Source organism: Nocardia sp. NPDC052566 (assembly GCF_044547285.1).
In the GTDB taxonomy this organism is placed as follows: Bacteria; Actinomycetota; Actinomycetes; order Mycobacteriales; family Mycobacteriaceae; genus Nocardia.
In genome coordinates this window covers 229,397-244,906 of the sequence record NZ_JBIUAF010000002.1, presented here as the reverse complement: position 1 = coordinate 244,906, position 15,510 = coordinate 229,397, and the positions used below count along the sequence as shown (strand labels likewise).

General features: G+C 67.7%; 14 protein-coding genes. 10 read left to right on the top strand and 4 right to left on the bottom strand.

From position 1 onward, the window contains the following. Positions 1–285 precede the first annotated feature (285 nt). The 7 genes from ACIG5A_RS08505 (at position 286) to ACIG5A_RS08475 (ending at position 8,387) form a co-directional block, all read left to right on the top strand. The gene (locus ACIG5A_RS08505) at positions 286–1,719 is read left to right on the top strand and encodes a purine-cytosine permease family protein (RefSeq protein ID WP_397239307.1); all 1,434 of its coding nucleotides are present in this window, start codon (positions 286–288) and stop codon (positions 1,717–1,719) included. Between the two features lie 60 nt (positions 1,720–1,779). Further along, on the top strand, positions 1,780–2,724 hold the full coding sequence (locus ACIG5A_RS08500; protein WP_397239305.1) for an NADP-dependent oxidoreductase: 945 nt from the start codon (positions 1,780–1,782) through the stop codon (positions 2,722–2,724). Between the two features lie 217 nt (positions 2,725–2,941). Then, positions 2,942–4,219, top strand: coding sequence for an extracellular solute-binding protein (locus ACIG5A_RS08495; protein ID WP_397239303.1), 1,278 nt, complete (start codon positions 2,942–2,944; stop codon positions 4,217–4,219). A gap of 6 nt (positions 4,220–4,225) precedes the next feature. Continuing rightward, positions 4,226–5,185, top strand: coding sequence for a carbohydrate ABC transporter permease (locus ACIG5A_RS08490; protein ID WP_397239301.1), 960 nt, complete (start codon positions 4,226–4,228; stop codon positions 5,183–5,185). Next, entirely contained in the window at positions 5,179–6,054 is an 876-nt protein-coding gene (locus tag ACIG5A_RS08485) for a carbohydrate ABC transporter permease (protein ID WP_397239299.1), read from the top strand. The genes ACIG5A_RS08490 and ACIG5A_RS08485 overlap by 7 nt, the downstream gene beginning before the upstream one ends. After that, positions 6,054–7,481, top strand: coding sequence for a beta-N-acetylhexosaminidase (locus tag ACIG5A_RS08480; protein ID WP_397239297.1), 1,428 nt, complete (start codon positions 6,054–6,056; stop codon positions 7,479–7,481). The genes ACIG5A_RS08485 and ACIG5A_RS08480 overlap by 1 nt, the downstream gene beginning before the upstream one ends. 234 nt (positions 7,482–7,715) lie before the next feature. Further along, positions 7,716–8,387, top strand: a complete 672-nt coding sequence (locus ACIG5A_RS08475; RefSeq protein WP_397239295.1) for a molybdopterin-dependent oxidoreductase — start codon at positions 7,716–7,718, stop codon at positions 8,385–8,387. A 10-nt stretch (positions 8,388–8,397) separates the two neighbouring features. Here the strand turns inward: ACIG5A_RS08475 and ACIG5A_RS08470 are convergent, their stop codons facing one another. Next, positions 8,398–9,897 (bottom strand): flavin-containing monooxygenase, encoded by a 1,500-nt coding sequence (locus tag ACIG5A_RS08470; protein WP_397239293.1) that lies wholly within the window; start codon positions 9,895–9,897, stop codon positions 8,398–8,400. A 108-nt stretch (positions 9,898–10,005) separates the two neighbouring features. Between ACIG5A_RS08470 and ACIG5A_RS08465 the strand changes: the two genes are divergently transcribed. Together ACIG5A_RS08465 and ACIG5A_RS08460 are read left to right on the top strand one after the other, a co-directional pair. After that, the gene (locus tag ACIG5A_RS08465) at positions 10,006–11,631 is read left to right on the top strand and encodes an alkaline phosphatase D family protein (protein WP_397239291.1); all 1,626 of its coding nucleotides are present in this window, start codon (positions 10,006–10,008) and stop codon (positions 11,629–11,631) included. A gap of 281 nt (positions 11,632–11,912) precedes the next feature. Continuing rightward, the gene (locus ACIG5A_RS08460; RefSeq protein ID WP_397239289.1) at positions 11,913–12,392 is read left to right on the top strand and encodes a hypothetical protein; all 480 of its coding nucleotides are present in this window, start codon (positions 11,913–11,915) and stop codon (positions 12,390–12,392) included. 201 nt (positions 12,393–12,593) lie between these two features. Here the strand turns inward: ACIG5A_RS08460 and ACIG5A_RS08455 are convergent, their stop codons facing one another. Both ACIG5A_RS08455 and ACIG5A_RS08450 read right to left on the bottom strand, forming a co-directional pair. Then, the gene (locus ACIG5A_RS08455) at positions 12,594–13,127 is read right to left on the bottom strand and encodes a DUF1992 domain-containing protein (RefSeq protein ID WP_397239287.1); all 534 of its coding nucleotides are present in this window, start codon (positions 13,125–13,127) and stop codon (positions 12,594–12,596) included. Between the two features lie 12 nt (positions 13,128–13,139). Beyond that, positions 13,140–13,409 carry a DUF2277 domain-containing protein gene (locus ACIG5A_RS08450; RefSeq protein WP_397239285.1) on the bottom strand — a complete coding sequence of 90 codons (270 nt, stop codon included), beginning with the start codon at positions 13,407–13,409 and terminating at the stop codon, positions 13,140–13,142. A gap of 61 nt (positions 13,410–13,470) precedes the next feature. Between ACIG5A_RS08450 and ACIG5A_RS08445 the strand changes: the two genes are divergently transcribed. Next, on the top strand, positions 13,471–14,085 hold the full coding sequence (locus ACIG5A_RS08445) for a putative glycolipid-binding domain-containing protein (RefSeq protein ID WP_397239283.1): 615 nt from the start codon (positions 13,471–13,473) through the stop codon (positions 14,083–14,085). 228 nt (positions 14,086–14,313) lie between these two features. On the opposite strand, the gene bioB is transcribed toward ACIG5A_RS08445, so the two are convergent. Then, on the bottom strand, positions 14,314–15,378 hold the full coding sequence (bioB, locus tag ACIG5A_RS08440) for a biotin synthase BioB (protein ID WP_397239281.1): 1,065 nt from the start codon (positions 15,376–15,378) through the stop codon (positions 14,314–14,316). Positions 15,379–15,510 lie beyond the last annotated feature (132 nt).

The window sequence follows — 15,510 nt, the reverse complement described above, 5'->3', positions numbered from 1 at the left end:
TCCGGGCCTGACCGCTCATGCTGTGTCTTTTTCGGCATGGACGGGGCCCTGCGTGGTGACGCTTCGCTGCCGCCTCCGGGCCTGACCGCTCATGCCGACCACCTTTCCTCGCCGATCGTGCAGGCAGTCAGCGTAACCGCTCGACATACCTGTTGACAGCCACTTGTATATACAGGACTATGCGTTTGGGTCGATCGGTGACCCAGAGCAGACCGGGGGCGCAGCCGGGTTCCGCTGCCCGCCACGCACTTCCGCGGTTGCTCGACCATGACGGAAGGCGGACCCATGCCGCACAATCAACCCGACGCGAGCCCGGCCATCGAGCACCGCACCATCGAAGTCATTCCGGACGCGGAGCGCCACGGCACGCCACGCAACCAGTTCACCCTCTGGTTCGGGGCGAATATGCAGATCACCGCGATCGTCGACGGCGCGCTCGCGGTGGTGTTCGGCGCCGACGCGCTCTGGGCGATCATCGGCCTGCTGCTCGGCAATGTCCTCGGCGGCATCGTGATGGCGCTGCATTCGGCGCAGGGACCCCGGCTCGGCCTGCCGCAGATGATCTCGAGCCGAGCGCAATTCGGCGTCTTCGGCGCGGTGCTCCCGCTCCTGCTCGTCGTCGTGATGTATCTGGGCTTCGCCGCGACGGGCACCGTGCTCGCGGGCCAGGCGGTGAACAAGGTGTTGCACGTCGACAACGCGAATATCGGCATCCTCGTCTTCGGCGCGCTCACCGCCGTCGTCGCGGTGACCGGATATCGGCTCATCCACATGGTCGGCCGGATCGCCACGGTGGTCGGCATTCTCGGCTTCGGCTATCTGACCATCCGGGTGTTCACGCAGTACGACGTCGGCGCGGTCATCGGCGCGAAGCCGTTCGAGGTGGCCACTTTCGTGCTCGCCGTCTCGCTCGGCGCGGGCTGGCAGCTCACCTTCGGCCCCTACGTCGCGGACTATTCGCGCTACCTGCCGCGCTCGACCAGCGAGCAGGCCACCTTCTGGTCGACCTTCGCGGGCACCGTGATCGGCTCGCAGTGGTCGATGACGCTCGGCGCGCTGGTGGCCGCCGCCGCGGGAAAGGCGTTCCTGGGCAACCAGGTCGGGTTCATCGGCACCCTCGCCGGACCGTCGGCCATCGCGCTGCTGATCTACCTGGTGATCGTCGTCGGCAAGCTGACGGTCAACTGTCTCAACGCCTATGGCGGCTTCATGTCGATCCTGACGGCGGTGACCGCCTTCAACGGGCAGTCGCGCACCTCGTCCGCCGCGCGCACCACCTACATCGTCGGCTTCACCGCGGTCTCCATGCTCATCGCGATCGCCGCCAGCCCCGACTTCCTCAACAACTTCAAGAATTTCGTGCTCGTGCTGCTCATGGTCTTCACGCCGTGGAGCGCGATCAACCTGATCGACTACTACCTCATCTCGCGCGAGCGCATCGATATCCCGGCGCTGTACGACCCCGACGGCCGGTACGGCCGGTGGAATCTCACCGCGCTGGCCTGCTACGTCCTCGGCATCCTCGCGCAGATACCCTTCCTGGCACAGAAGCTGTACACCGGCCCGATCACCGAATTGCTCGGCGGCGCGGATATCTCGTGGATCGTCGGCATCGTCTTCACGGCGGGCATCTACTACCCGCTCGCCCGCAGGACCAGCAATCCGCCGGACCGGATGATCTATCCGGCGGACACGGTGAAATCCACCGCGCGCGCCTGATCTCGAGCGCGTCGTCGGCCTAACTTTGGTGGCATCACGAAAACCGAAGAGAGGCAGCTGATGCGCGCAGTCCAGCAGGAGCAGTGGGGCGGACCCGAGACGATGCGGCTGGTCGAGATCGACCGGCCGCAACCGCGGTACACCGAGGTACTGGTGAAAGTCGTCGCGGCGTCGGTCAATCCGGTGGACACCTTCAACCGGGAGGGCAACGGGTACAACGATGTGCTCACCCTGCCGTTCGTCAACGGGTGGGACGTCGCGGGCGTCGTCGAGGAGGCCGGATACGGTGTCACCCGGTTCCGGCCCGGTGACCGAGTGTTCGGCATGCCCCGATTCCCTTATGCCGCAGGGGCTTACGCCGAGTATGTGACCGCACCGTCGCGACAGCTGGTGCGCATTCCGGACGGAGTCGACTTCCGCCAGGCCGCCGCGCTGCCGCTCGTCGCGCTCACCGCATGGCAGATGCTGGTCGACGTCGGCCAGGTCGGGCCGGGCAAGCGCGTGCTGATCTCCGCGGCGGCGGGCGGGGTCGGTCATATCGCCGTGCAACTCGCGAAAACGTTCGGCGCCCACGTGATCGGGACCGCGCGCGCCGCCAAGCACGAATTCGTGACCGGCCTCGGTGCCGACGAGGTCATCGACTACACGACCACCGATATCGCGGCGACGGTGCGCGATATCGATATCGTCATCCAGATGTTCGGCGGCGAGCCCGCGCTGCGCGCGCTCGAAACCCTGCGCCCCGGTGGCATTCTCGTCAACGCGCAGGCCGCGTTCACCCGCGGCATGTACAAGCGCGCCGCTCAGCTCGGCGTCCGCGCCAGCGCCTTCCTCGTCGAACCCGACCGCGCCGAGCTGGAGGCCATCGCCGAGCTGGTCGCGAACAAGCAGCTCACCGCCCACATCGACGCGGTGTTTCCGCTCGAGCGGGCCGCCGAGGCGCATCGGCTCATCCGGCAGGAGCGCACCACCGGGAAGATCGTTCTCTCCGTCGCCGACGCCTGATCGAATCCGCTGAGCGACACCGGATTACCCCTCCGCCAACACCCCCTCGCACTGCGACCTGGGTCACATCCGCCTATTGAATGTGATCCAGGTTGATGCTAGAACAGTGTGGCATAGCTCGCAATATGCATTGCGTAATATGCAACCCACGCAGGCGTGACCCGGAGGAACCTCGATGCCGCACCATGAATCCCGGCCCAAAGCCGTTGGCGGACATGTGAAACGCGCACTAACCGCCGGTGCCGCACTGTTCCTGCTCGCCGGATGCGCGCCGGTGCAGTCCGGTCCGGCGGGCGCGGGCGGCGACGAGAAGACCGGCACGGTGCGGGTCTGGCTGTTCGACGAGGCGAACCGCGCGCCGAAGGAGGCCGTCGTCGCGGAGGCCATCGCGGAATACAAAGCGGCCCATGCGAATGTCGACGTCGACGTGCAGTGGGTTCCGATCGCGAGCCGCGCCGACAAGTTCGCCGGCGCCTTCAACGATCCGGCGAGCGCGCCCGATGTCGCCGAATTCGGCAACACCGACCTCGCCGGCTACGCCACCACCGGCGCGTTCGCCGACCTCGGCGCCGAGCTCACCGCGTGGCCGGAGGGCAAGGGCCTCATCCCCTCGGTCCTCGATACCGCGAAATCCGGCGGAAAGACCTACGGCCTACCGTGGTTCACCGGCATCCGCGCGCTCTACTACCGCACCGACGTCTTCACCGAACTCGGCCTGAAGCCGCCGACCACCCTCGCCGAGCTGACCGACACCGCCCGCCGCATCAGGGCCGCGAAGCCCGATCTGTACGGAATCGCGGTCGGCGGCAAGTTCACCTACGCCATGCTGCCGTACCTCTGGGCCAACGGCGGCGAACTCGCCAAGCAGGACGGCGCGACCTGGACCTCGACCGTGAACTCGGATCAGGCGAAGGAGGGGATCACCCGCTACGCCGAGCTGATCCACGACGACATCTGCCCGCCCGCCCAGTGCGCGGATTTCACCGGCACCCAGAGCGTGACCGCGTTCGCGGGTGGTAAAGCCGGGATGACCATCGGCGGCGATTTCAACCGCAAGGCCGTGGAACAGGGCGCGGTGAAGGACAAGTACGCGGTGGTCCCGCTGCCCGGCACCCGAACGGGTTCGATCGCACCGGCATTCGCGGGCGGCAACCTGCTCGGCGTATTCAATGCGAGCAAGCGCCACGGCCTGGCACTGGACTTCGTGAAGCTGCTCGGCAGCGCGAAATACCAGGAGAAGATGTACGCGGCGATGGGCAACCTGCCGACCCTGGCAGGCGTGCAGCAGCGGCTCGCCGCCAATGACCCGTTCCTGCGGCCGTTCGTCGAAACACTGAAGGCCGGAACAAAGTTCGTGCCGAGCACCCCGGCCTGGTCGAAGATCGACAGCCAGAACATCCTGCCGACCGCCGTCCAGCAGATCGCCACCGGAGCCAAGGATCCGTCGGCCGCGCTCGCCGATGCGGCCGCGGCGATGGACAAGGCATTCAAGTAGGCGCGGATGGCGATTCAGGAACTCTCCGTCACCGCACAGGTGCCGCCGATCGCGCCGAAACCGCGCCGACGGCTCAGCCGCGACACCATCGCCGCCTGGCTCTATCTCGCTCCGGCCGGACTGCTGCTGCTCGCGATCCTCGCGTACCCGATCTACCAGATCGTGGTCATCTCGTTCTACGACTACGGGCAGGCACAGGCGGCGGGCACCGCGCCGCTGGAGTTCGTCGGCCTCGGCAACTACCGGGAACTGCTCTCGGACAAGCAATTCTGGACGGTGCTCGCCAATACCTTCGGATTCGGCGCGGTGTGCGTGGTCGGCGGGCTCGTCGTCGGCACCGGGCTCGCGGTGCTGGCCACCAGGGTCCGCGCGCTGCCGCGCATGCTGCTGTTCCTCGCGGCGCTCGGCGCGTGGGCCACCCCGGCGATGGCCGGGTCCTATGTCTGGCTGTTCCTGTTCGACACCGATTTCGGATTCGTCAACGAGGTGCTCACCGGGATCGGCTTCACGTCGATGGACGGCCACTCGTGGACGTTCGGCACGCTCAGCGCGTTCGGATTGGTTGCCGCCGAGGTGATCTGGTGCTCGTTCCCTTTCGTCATGGTGACGATGTACGCGGGTATCAAGGCCATCCCCGAGGAGGTGCTGGAGGCGGCGGCGCTCGACGGCGCGTCCACCTGGCGCACCGCGCGGTCGGTGATCCTGCCGATGCTGCGGCCGCTGCTGCTCATCGCGACGATCCAGTCGATCATCTGGGATTTCAAGGTGTTCACCCAGATCTACGTGATGACCAACGGCGGCGGCGTCGCCGGGCGCAACCTGGTGCTCAATGTCTACGCCTACCAAAAGGCTTTCGCCGGGCAGGAATACGGGCTCGGCTCCGCGATCGGAGTACTGATGACGCTGTTGCTGCTGTCGATCACCGGCCTCTACATCCGGTCCCAGCGCGCGAGCACGCCATGGTGACGCTGACCCGCCGCACGCGACGCGGTCCGCACAAGACCGGCCGCCTGCTCACCGAGATCGTCACCGTGGTGATCGCGGGTTTCATTGCCTTCCCGCTGTATTGGATGGTGCTCTCGGCGATCAAACCGCCGGGCGAGATCCAATCGGCCAGCCCGAAACCGTGGACGTTCGCGCCGAGCATGGACAGCTTCACCAGGGTGCTGTCCATGAACGGATTCGGCAGGTACTTCCTCAACAGCCTGCTGATCGCCGTTGTGGTGGTGGCGTTTTCGCTGCTGCTGTCGTTCCTGTCCGCGGTCGCGCTGACCCGGTTCCGGTTCCGCGGCCGCACGGTGCTGCTGGTGATGATCCTGGTGGCGCAGATGGTGCCGGTGGAGGCGCTGACGATTCCGCTGTTCTTCCTGATGCGCTCCATCGGGGGCACCACACCGGCGTTCGGACTCAACGAGCTCGGCTCGATCATGCTGGTGGACCTGGTGTTCAGCCTGCCACTGGCGATCTGGCTGCTGCGCGGCTTCGTCGCCGCGGTGCCGGTCGAACTGGAGGAGGCGGCGAAACTCGATGGCGCGAGCCGGATCCGATTCACCTGGCAGATCCTGCTGCCGCTGGTGCTGCCCGGCCTGGTGTCGGTGAGCGTGCTCGCGTTCATCCACGCGTGGAACGACTTCCTGTTCGCGAAGACGTTCATCATCTCCAAGACCGAGAATCAGACGCTGCCGCAGGCGATTCTGGTCTATTTCAAACCGGAGGACACCGACTGGGGCGCGGTGATGGCCGCCTCGACATTGATGACAATTCCGGCGCTGGTGCTGTTCGTACTGGTGCAGCGCAAGCTGGTGTCCGGACTGGATGGGGCGGTGAAGGGCTGATGCCAGGATTCGACACGTTACTACCACGCCCGGTCTCGGTGACCCGGCTACCCGGCGAATGCCGTTGGCCCGCACCGCTGCACGAGCGCACGGACACGGAGCTGCCACCCGAGGGATATCGGCTGGAGATCACGCCGAACGAGGTCACCCTCTATGCCGCCGATGACGCGGGCCTGGTCTACGGCCGGCAGACGCTGCGGCAGCTGACCGGGCCGGATACCTTCCGCGCCGCGCCGATCGGCGACGGGCGCACCACGGTGCCGTGCGGCGTGGTCGAGGACCACCCCCGATTCCGCTGGCGCGGTTGCCTGCTCGATGTCGCGCGCAATTTCCGCACCAAGGCCGAGGTGCTCCGCTTCCTCGATCTCCTCGCGGCACACAAGCTCAACGTGCTGCACCTGCACCTGACCGACGACCAGGGCTGGCGCATCGAGGTCCCCGAATTCCCGAGGCTCACCGAAATCGCCTCGTGGCGTACGGGTTCGATGGTCGGCAGGCACGACGGGCCGCAGCGCGACGGCCGCCCGCACGGCGGCTTCTACACCGATGACGACCTGCGCGAGATCGTCGCCTACGCGGCCGAGCGGGCGATCACGGTCGTCCCGGAGATCGATATCCCCGGGCATGCCCGCGCGGCGATCGCCGCCTACCCCGACCTCGGCCCGGAAACCACTGAGCCGTGGGAAGTGTGGACCTCGTGGGGCGTCAGCACCTCCCTGCTGAATCCCACCGCGCACACGCTGGACTTCTTCCGCCGCGTGCTCGATCACGTGCTGACCATCTTCCCGTCACCGATCATCGGCATCGGCGGCGACGAAGTTCCCGGTATGACAGCCGAACACGGCCGATTCGTCGCCGACCTCGCCGACCATCTGGCCGGTCGCGGCCGCCGTGCGCACGGCTGGGACGAGGTACTCGACATCGGCGCGCTCCCGCCCATGGTCATCGGCGCCTGGCGCGACGAAGCCGCGGCCGGACGCGCGGCCGCGGCAGGTCACGAGGTGGTGCTGTGCCCGGAAGACTATGTCTACCTCGACCATCGCCAATCCGATCACCCCGAGGAACCGATCCCCGTCGGCTACCTGCGCACCCTCGAAGACATGTACCGCTACGAGCCCATGATCACCGGCCCGAAGATCCTCGGCATCCAGGCCCAGATCTGGAGCGAGCACCTCGATACCATCCGCCGCGTCGACTACGCGGCCTTTCCCCGCCTCTGCGCCATCGCCGAAATCGCCTGGAGCCCAGGCGATCGCGACTACCCCGAATTCCTGACCCGCCTCCGCGAGCACCATCTCCCCCGCCTCGACGCCCTCGGCGTCGAATACCGCCCCCTCGACGGACCACACCCCTGGCAAACCCGTCCCGACGTACCCCCCACCTCCCACCGCCCCATCCACCGCACCCCCGGTGCCCCAGCCCACTGACACCCCCACCCGCACCCCGTCGAGCGCAGTCAGATGGCCCTACGACACGCCGTGTACCGGGGCCATTCGACTGCGCTCGACGGAGAGTGCCGAAACCGAAAGCCCACCGCATCAACGGAACTCGCGACCTCCCCCCGATCCCGGCGGCGCCTACGAGGACGTTCGGACTGTCGACGCCACGATCCGCATGAGCTACGCTCGATGTTATACGCCACCGTATAAGTTGAGGTTCGGATGTCACTTCCCCCAGGTCAACGCAGCGTGGACGGATTCCCGCGCTTCGGCACCCATCTGCATCACCCACCGCCGCCCGTACCCGCCGACCCGGTGATCGAAATCGGCGGCGCCGTCACCGAGGCCGTCGCCATGCCCGCGACCGAACTCGCCACCCTGCCGCGACAAGAACTCGCGGCCGACTTCCACTGCGTCGCAGGATGGTCGGCGACCGGTCTGCTCTGGGAAGGCGTCCCGTTCGAGACCCTCTTCCGCACCAAGGTCGAACCACTGCTCGAGTCGGCGGCATCGATCAGCCACGTGGTCTTCGAAGGTCTCGACGGCTACCGATCGATCGCGATACTGGAAGACGCCATGGCGAGCGATGTGCTCATCGCCGACCGCCTCGACGGACGGCCGCTCGACACCGACCACGGCGCCCCGGTGCGATTGGTCAGCCCGAGCCAGTACGGCTTCGTCAGCACAAAGCATCTGTGCCGCATCGAATTCCACACCACCGAACCCCCGCTTCCCGACCGGTGGTCGCCCATCGCGGCGCACGGCAGGGCGAGAGTCTGGCAGGAGGAACGTCACCGCTATCTTCCCGGCCGCACGGTGCGGCCCGTCTACCGCTGGCTGATCGGACCGATCCGCGCACTGAGCGCCCGCGGTAGCCGCAACGTACCGCGGTAATCCGCTCGGCCTAAGCGGTTCGCGCGTCGGCCACCCGAAGCGGCTTGCTCGCCGCGGCGGTGAAGGTGAGCACGCCGTCTTCGATCGGGCCCTTGCGGAGCATGGCGCGGTCGCGGAAGTAGTTGTTGATGACCTGCCAGGGGCCGCGGGCGCCCTGGCGGGGCATCACGGCATCGCCACGCTGGATGTAACCGGAGGTCAGCGCGCCGCCCATCAGCGAATGCGGCGAGCGGTCCGCGTCCTCGGCCACGGCGACGAACTCGGTGAAACCGCGCGCCCGCATGTGATTGAGCACCCGGCAGAAGTATTCGGCGGCCAGGTCGGCCTTCAGCGTCCACGAGGCATTGGTGTAACCGATCACCACCATCGCGTTCGGCACGCCGTCGAGCAGCGCGCCCTTGTACGCGACGCGGTCGCGCACCGTCACCGGCGCACCGTCCACCTCGAGCGTCGCGCCGCCGAGCATCTGCAACTGCAGGCCGGTCGCGCTGATCACGATGTCGGCGGGCAGTTCCGCGCCGGAGGCGAGCCGGATGCCGGTCTCGGTGAAGGTGTCGATGTGGTCGGTGACGATCGAGGCCTTGCCGCGGCGCAGCACCTTGAACAGGTCACCGTTCGGTACCACGCACAGCCGCTGATCCCACGGGTTGTAGGACGGGGTGAAGTGGCGCATGTCGATATTGGGGCCGACCAGCGCCCTGACCGCGCCGAGCAGCACCTTGCGCGAGGCCGCCGGGTTGGTGCGCGAGAGCTGGAAACTGGCGCGCTGCAAGGCGATATTGCGTGCGCGCCCCATCCGGTAGGCCACCTTGGCAGGCACCCGCGCCAGCTTCAGGCCGACCGCGACCGGATCGTCGGCGGGCAGCGCGGTGATGTAGGTCGGCGAGCGCTGCAGCATGGTGACGTGCGCGGCGTCGGCGCTCATCGCGGGAATCAGGGTGATAGCCGTTGCGCCGCTGCCGATCACCACCACGCGCTTGCCCGCGTAGTCCAGATCCTCGGGCCAGTGCTGTGGGTGCACGATGCGGCCGCCGAAGCGCTCCTCGCCGGTGAAGGCGGGCCGATAGCCCTTGTCGTAGTCGTAGTAGCCGGTGCAGCCGGCCAGGAAATTGCTGGTGTAGCGCTCGATCTCGCCGGTCTGCTCGTTGTGCGCCTCGACCGTCCACACCCCGGCCTCGCTCGACCAGCTGGCGCGCGTCATCCTGCGGCCGAACCGAATGTGCTCGGTGACACCGTATTCGGCGGCAGTATCGGCGATGTACTGGCGGATGTGCGGGCCGTCGGCGAGCACCTTGGTGCCGTGCCACGGCCGGAAGCCGTAACCGAAGGTGTACATATCCGAATCGGAGCGAATTCCCGGGTAGCGGAACAGATCCCAGGTGCCGCCGACGGCCGGTCTACGCTCGAGGATGGTGTAGCTGCGTCCGGTGCCCTCGCGGGTCAGGTGGCAGGCCATCCCGATTCCGGAAATACCGGCACCGATGATCAGTACGTCGACATGCCGCGTCATTGAGGTACTCGTTTCGTCTGGTCACGCCTGCGGCCCCACTGCCGAGCGCTGCCAGCAGGTTACTTGTTATTGGAAGTTACGTCTAGTTGATCTCGGTTAGCCTGATATATGGGCCTGTCTCGTCGGCAGTTGTTGAGATTCGGTGCCGCGGGCACGGCCGCGGTACTCGCCGGAACGGCGGCCGCGAGCAGCTCGCGATTCGCGGCGCCCCGATGGCACGGTGATCCGTTCTCCCTCGGCGTCGCCTCGGGCGATCCGCTCCCCGACGGCGTGGTGCTGTGGACGCGGCTCGCGCCGGACCCGCTCGCTCCCGACGGGCTCGCGGGCACGGCGCGCGCACCGGTCACCGTCGAATACGAGATCGCGCACGACGAGAACTTCCGCCGGGTGGTGCGGCGCGACAGCGCGGTCGCCACCCGCGAACTCGGGCACAGCGTGCATCCCGAGGTCACCGGGCTCGACCCGGACCGCTGGTACTTCTACCGGTTCCGCGCCGGCTCGGCGATCTCCCCGATCGGCCGGACCCGCACCGCTCCCGCTGCGGGGCAACCCCTTTCGCGGTTGCGTTTCGCGTTCGCCTCCTGCCAATCGTGGAGTTCCGGCTTCTACACCGCCTACCAGCACATGAGCGAGGAAGACCTCGATCTGGTCGTGCATCTCGGCGATTACATCTACGAGCGGGCATGGGCGCGCGGCCGCGCGGGCATGTCGCTGGAGCCGCACCTGCGCGACGAGGCCGTCGACCTGACCGGCTACCGGCTGCGCTACGCCCAGGCCAAGGCGGAGGCGCCGCTGCGCGCCGCGCACGCGGCGTTCCCGTGGCTGGTCACCATGGACGATCACGAGGTCGACAACAACTGGGCGGGCGACGCACCCGGGCTCGGTATCGACATCTATCGCATTCCCGCGCTGTTCCGCCGCCGCAAGGCCGCCGCCTTCCAGGCGATGTACGAACATCAGCCGCTGCGGATCGCGCAGCTGCCATCGGGGGCGTCCATGCGCCTGCACCGCCGCTATCGCTTCGGCGACCTCGCCGAGATCACCATGCTCGACACCAGGCAGTACCGCACCGCGCAGGCCTGCGGCGGCAGCGTCGTCGCGGGCTGCGCCGCGCGGTTCGCCACCGACCGCACGATACTCGGCGGGGCGCAACGTGATTGGGTCGTCGATGGATTCGCCGACTCCCCCGCCCGCTGGCAGGTCATCGGCAATCAGGTCGGCATGAGCCAGAACGACACCGATCCCGGTCCGGACACCTCGGTCTCCACCGACTCGTGGGACGGTTACGTCGCCGATCGCAATGCCGTGCTCGGCGCCGCCGCCGACCGTGGCGTGCGCAACCTCGTCGTGATCACCGGCGACCGTCACGAGAACCACGCCGCCGAGTTGCGGCGCGACTACACCGACCCCGAGTCGCCGGTGGTCGCGGTGGAATTCACCGGAACCTCGATCTCGACCAACGGCGACGGCGCCGACTTCCCGGAGAAGGGGCGCAGGCTGCTCGCCGCCAACCCGGACCTGAAGTTCTTCAACGCGCAACGCGGGTATGTGCGGGTCGAGGTGGATCAGCACCAGTGGCGCAACGACTTCCGTGTCGTCCCCTACGTCCGGCGACCAGGGGCGCCTATCCATACCCGCGCCAGTTTCATTGTGCGGAACGGCATTCCGGGCGTCATCGAAGCCTCCGGCGCCGCTCCAGGCGCGATCGGCGGCCAAGCCACCGGAACCAGGTGAGCCCGCCACCGCAGCCATTCGTTGGCCAAACGCGCGAGAGCAGTTGCCCAACTCCGGCACGGCTCCGGATACCACGGCGGCTCGGCGGCTCGGCGGCTCGGCGGCTCGGCGGCTCGGCGGCTCGGCGGCTCGGCGGCTCGGCGGCTCGGCGGCTCGGCGGCTCGGCGGCTCGGACCAGGGAACAAGTCGCGCCTTCTTTGGCTAGCGAATCGCCCACACTTGAACAGTTTTCGCGACGTAATCGGCGATACCGCGCGGTCTGCGCCCCTACCCTTGATCATGTGCGCTGGTTTCTCTCGCTCCTGATCCTCCCGCTGGCCGCCTGTGCGTCCGATCCGGCGCCGATCGCCGCGCCGACGGCCACGACAACCACCACGGCCGCGCCGGAGACCCGCACGCCGCAGGACTGCGACAAGCTGACGGTCACCGCGCTGGAGGTCGAACCCGGCATCGGCTACCTGCTCGGCACGCACGCCGAATGGCTGCCCAAGGGCCAATTCGTGCGCGTCCGCGTGGCGATCACCAACACCGACAGGGCCTTTCACACCACCAATTCCGACGACTACCAACTCACCGACGCCGCCGACGCCCCCCACCCGGTGAGCATCGACGCCATCCGCATCAAGCGCCAGCCCCTCGAGATCACCCTCGGCGCAGGCAACCGCCTGGAACTGGACCTCTGGTACGACATCCCCCTCAACACCGCCCCCCGCCAACTACGCGACACCGTCTGCTCCACCACCATCCCCCTCCCCGCCTGAACCCACAGGCCAGACAGCCGCCGCGTTGATCGAGCTCCGCCAAGCGCAGTCGAATGGCCCCCGATTACGGCGTGTCGCAGGGCCATTCGACTGCGCTCGGCGGACGGTCATGGGCGGGGTTGCCGCCCAGGCGGCGTTTGCGGTCACCGCCGATACGACGCGCAGGGCTCCTGCACTGCGCGTGCAGGTATCGGTTGGCGGTTACGGGCGCGCGCGAAAGAGTTTGCGGCGCAGTCTCGGTAGCCAGCGGCGGCGCTTGCGGTCGGTGCCTGCCGATACGACGCGCGCCGGTTCCCTTGCCGCGCGTGCCGGTTCCCGCGTGAGTGCCGGTTTCGCGCGCGCTTGCCGCCAGGTGGCGACGACTTCCTCCGTGTCGACCGGCGCGACCGGGACGAACGGGCCCGATGGCATGCGCAGCCATTCGACGATGCGCATATTGATGTCGGCGATGATCTCGCGCACCTGTGCCTCGGAATTCAGCCCCGCCAGCGTCTCCGGCAGCCGCTCGACATCGCGGCGCAGCAGCAGCGAGGGCGGCAGCATCGCGTCGCCGCTCACCCCCTCCTTGCGCAGGTAGCCGCGCAACCACCAGTTCTCGTCCACCTCGGCGCCCGCACCGGGGATCGGTTTGCCCGTGCCTGGCAGATTGTCGAATTCGCCGCGCTCGGTCGCCTCGCGGACCTGCTTATCGATCCACGATTCGAACGTGATCCCCGGCGGTTTCCGCTCGGTCATCCCCCGCCGCCCTCAGCCGCGTGCGGCGATTCGCGCCTTGACCTCGGGTCGGCGCAGCGGCGGCACTGTCTTCGGCGGTACCTTCCGGTCCGGTAGCTGATTCAGCAGCCGGGCGGTCACCGCCGCGATCTCGGCGACGGCCTCATCGACCGCCGCCTTGTTCGTGGCGGAGATGCTCGACAGCCCGCCGACCTTGCGCACATATTGCAACGCCGCGGCCTGGATTTCCTCGGTGGTGGCCGCGGGCTCCAGCCCACGCAGGGCAGTAATGTTTCGGCACATAAATCCGAGGCTAATCCGAACTCCGCCCCCTGGCACGTGGTGATCAATAGGATGTGGTGGCATGGTCGCGCAGTTCGTCTGGCAGGTCGAGGAAACGGCTGGGTTCGAGTCCTCGTGGGTCACCCTGGACGATTTGGTCCTGCACGCCGAAGGTCGTGCCGTCGGCCAGCTCCCCGAGCCGTATTGGTTGTCCTACACCCTCGATACGGATGACCAGGCGGCCACCACCTGTTTGACCATCACCGCCGCCACCCCGACCACGCAGCATCATCTCGACCTGCGCCGCGTGGGCGACGACTGGACTGTCAACGGCGAGCCGCGGCCCGATCTCGCCGGGGCACTCGACTGCGACATCGCCTGCTCACCGCTGACCAACACCATGCCCATCATTCGCACCGCGCTGCACCGCAAGCCGGGCAGCATCGAGTTCCTGATGGCCTTCGTCGAGGTCCCGACCCTGCGGGTGATCCCGGACCGCCAGACCTACACCCACCTGGACACGAACGGCGACGGCGGCCGAGTCCGTTACGCCTCAGGCTCTTTCACCAGTGACCTGACCATCGACAGCGCGGGCTTCGTCGTGGTGTACCCGACCATGGCCCGCCGCCTCCCCCCAGAACACGCTGCGACACAGGACATTCGCCAACAAGGCCCAGGCAGCGCCCGCCCCGACTAGCGCCAGAGATCCATCGAGCGCAGTCAGATGGTGGCCACACACGGCGTGCCACACGCCATTTGACTACGCTCGGCGACACCGCCGCCGCGGACCGCGAGCAGGCTGCGTGACCGCCGTCCGACTGTGGTCGGTGGGGCTCAACTGTCGAGCGCAGTCATATGGCCCCCGAGTACGGTGTGTCGCACCGCCATTCGACTGCGCTCGGCGGAGTGGGCGGGCACCAGGGGCTCAGGCGTTGGCGGGGAGTTCGGTGCCCGCGCCGCGGCGGCGGATGGCGACCAGGTCGTGGCGGGCGGCGGGCAGGGTGGGCTCGGCGGCGCCCTCGATGGTGAAGCCTGCGTCGGTGATCATCTGGCGGTCGTCGGCGCCTGGCTGGCCCTCACTGGTGAGGTAGTCGCCGAGGAACATCGAATTGGCCAGGTGCAGAGCGAGCGGTTGCAGTGCGCGCAAATGGATTTCGCGCCCACCGGCCAGGCGCACCTCGACATCCGGGAAGTAGAAGCGGAACAGGGCCAGGATGCGCAGGCAGCGCTCCGGCGTGAGCTCCCACCGATCGCCGAGCGGTGTGCCCTCGAACGGGATCAGGAAGTTGACCGGCACCGAGTCCGGGTCGAGCTCGCGCAGCGCGATCGCGAGATCGACGATGTCGTCGTCGGATTCGCCCATCCCGAAGATCGCCCCCGAACACGGTGACAGCCCGGCCGACGTGGCCCGGCGCAGCGTATCGACGCGGTCGGTGAACGTGTGCGTGGAACAGATGTCCGCATAACGGGATTCGCTGGTGTTCAGGTTGTGACTGTAGGCGTGCGCGCCCGCCGCCGCGAGCCGCTCGGCCTGGCCGTCGGCGAGCAGGCCGAGACAGACACACACCTCCACCTGCGGATGATCGGATTTGATCGCGGCGATGGTGTGCTCGATCCGGGTGATGTCGCGCTCCCCCGGCCCGCGCCCGCTGGCCACCAGGCACACCCGCTTCGCCCCGGCGTCGACGGCCTGACCGGCCACCTCCGCTGCCTTCCCCGGCGTGATCCACGAGTACTTGAGCACCTCGGACGCCGATCCGAGCCGCTGCGAGCAGTACCCGCAATCCTCCGGGCACAGCCCGCTCTTCATGTTCACGATGGTGTTCAGCTTGACCCGCCTGCCGAAGAACTCCCGCCGCACCCGCGAACCAGCAGCTACCACGTCGATCAGGTCATCCGCTCCGGCAAGCACCGCGAGCGCCTCAGCCCTGTTCGGCGCCTCACCTCGGATTGCCTTGTCCACCAACAAATTCAATGTCTCAGCCGTCATGCCAGCCAACATATCAACAAACTTGAACACCGTTCAAGGTTAATCTTGAACGGTGTTCAATCAAGATGCTGGCGAGTCATGCTCGGCGCACGCGAGAGCTCCACCCCGGCCATGCCGGAGCGGCGTGGGTGA